This is a genomic window from Kitasatospora sp. NPDC047058, from assembly GCF_040643935.1.
In the GTDB taxonomy this organism is placed as follows: domain Bacteria; phylum Actinomycetota; class Actinomycetes; order Streptomycetales; family Streptomycetaceae; genus Kitasatospora.
In genome coordinates this window covers 1-2018 of record NZ_JBEYVJ010000738.1, presented here as the reverse complement: position 1 = coordinate 2018, position 2018 = coordinate 1, and the positions used below count along the sequence as shown (strand labels likewise).

The window sequence follows — 2018 nt, the reverse complement described above, 5'->3', positions numbered from 1 at the left end:
CGAAGGCCAGCACCTCGGAGACCAGCGACAGCAGGACCACGTACAGCTCCAGCGGCAGCCAGCCGGGGAGGTTCCCCGAGGCCTGCGGTCCGCCGTCCAGTGCGGGCAGCGCCTCGTGGACGCGGGCCTCGGCGGGGAGCAGCGCGATGTCGCCGGTGGGCACGTACGGGACGTTGGCCAGCAGCACGTCCACCCGGCCGCGCAGGGCGGTGGGCAGCGGGTCGAACAGGTCGCCCTGGAACACCCGGGCGCCGACGCCGGCCAGGTTCCGGCGGGCGCAGCCGACGGCGGCCGCGTCGACGTCCGCCGCGTACACCTCGACCGGCCGGCCGATCCGGCCGACCCGGGCCGCCAGCGCGGCTGCCAGGGCGCCGCTGCCGCAGCACAGGTCGACCACGAGCGCGCCGCCCGGCGTCAGGCCGGCCGCCGTCTCGACCAGGAACTCGCTGCGGCGCCGGGGCACGAAGACGCCCGCTTCCACCGCGATCCGCAGGCCGCCGAACTCCGCCCAGCCGACCACGTGCTCCAGCGGCCGCCCCTCCGCACGGGAACGGACCATCGCCGCCAGTTCCGCGGGCGTGGCCGCGGCGTCCAGCAGGATGCGCGCCTCGTCCTCGGCGAACACGCACCCGGCCGCGCGCAGCCGTGCGGCCACCGACGAACGCAGCAGCGAAGAAGAGAAAACAGACAACAGGAAAACCCCTCGAAAGACAGGCGAAGAATGGAACCATCCGCCAGGGCTCCCCGAGGGACCGTCACCGAACGGGCCCGCCACCTTTCAGAGGTGCGGCACCACGCCATCACGGCCGTTCCCGGGGAGCACCCGCTCCGACACACCGGAAATGGGTCTCACCTCCCCGAGTCCACGCTTGCATTCGGCGCCGCCACCCTATCGCACGCGGGGTGGCCGTCCGGGGCCGCGAGCTGGTATCCAGGGGCGATGACGACCGCCAGCGACTCCGGCAAGCCGCCCTTCGACGCCGTCCTGTGCGACATCGACGGCGTGATCCGCTTCTTCGACCACCGCGAGACCACCCGTCTGGAGGCCGCCGCGGGCCTGGCCGAGGGAGCCACCGCGCGGATCGCGTTCGACGCCGGGATCGCGGAGCGGCTGGTGCTCGGCCGGCTCAACCGCGACGAGTGGACCCGGGAGGTCGCCGGCCGGCTCACCGCCGACGGCGTCCCGGCGCCCGGCGCAGCCGCGCTGGCCGCCGCCTTCGTCCGGGCACCGGCCCGGGCGGACACCGCCGTCGTCGGGCTGCTCCGGCGGGCCCGGCGGTACTGCCCGGTGCTGCTCGTCACCAACGCCACCGTGTGGCTGGACGAGGACCTGGCCGCGCTCGGCCTGGCCGACCTCGCCGACGCGGTGGTCAACAGCTCCCGGGTGGGCGCGGCCAAGCCCGACCCGCGGATCTACGAGGCCGCGGCGGAGCAGGCCCGCACCACGCCCGGCCGCTGCCTCTTCGTGGACGACCGCCCCGAGAACGTCGAGGCCGCCGCCCGTCTCGGCATGACCGGCGTGCTCCACCGCTCCCCCGCCGACCTGCACCGCGCCCTGCTGCCCCTGCTCGGCCCGGAGCCCGACGAGGGCGACGAGGGCGACGAGGCCCGCTGAGCCCGCCCGGGCGGCTCCGACGGTCCGGTGGGGCCGCCCACGGTGTCCGGGCCGGGGTGTCCGGGCCGGGGTGCCCGGGCCGTCCCGCTGCGGTCGCCGGTAATCGCTTCCGGAACACAGCGGGGGAGACGGCGTGGACAGTGAACAGTGGGCCGCGATGGCGGCCCGGGTCGAGGCCGAGCGCGAAGCGGCGCGCGAGACCGCCAGGGCACGCGGCGAGGAGTATGCGACGGTCCTGTCGGACATCGGCTGGGACGTCGGCGCTCCGATGCCGCACGTGTTCAGTTCAGGTCTCCGTACGTTCGTGTTTCTTCCGGGACTTGAACGTCGGGTACTTCGCCCGCTTGTTCCAGAAGTTCGCGAACGCCCCCTGCAAGTGGCGCAGAGCCTGCTGCAACGGAAC

General features: G+C 74.8%; 3 protein-coding genes. 2 read left to right on the top strand and 1 reads right to left on the bottom strand.

Annotated features, from left to right (window positions below):
- Nucleotides 1–691: putative protein N(5)-glutamine methyltransferase (locus tag ABZ885_RS39980; protein ID WP_360199942.1), on the bottom strand; the 691-nt coding region annotated here is incomplete at its 3' end.
- Between the two features lie 249 nt (nucleotides 692–940).
- On the opposite strand from ABZ885_RS39980, the gene ABZ885_RS39975 reads away from it, so the two are divergent.
- Together ABZ885_RS39975 and ABZ885_RS39970 are read left to right on the top strand one after the other, a co-directional pair.
- Entirely contained in the window at nucleotides 941–1615 is a 675-nt protein-coding gene (locus ABZ885_RS39975) for an HAD-IA family hydrolase (protein WP_360199940.1), read from the top strand.
- 133 nt (nucleotides 1616–1748) lie between these two features.
- The coding region (locus tag ABZ885_RS39970; protein WP_360199944.1) for a hypothetical protein at nucleotides 1749–2018 on the top strand (270 nt) is incomplete at its 3' end.

What these genes read in the sequence shown, in the direction of transcription:
- ABZ885_RS39975 (WP_360199940.1), top strand. Translation starts at nt 941, where the DNA reads ATGACGACCGCCAGCGACTCCGGCAAGCCGCCCTTCGACGCCGTCCTG.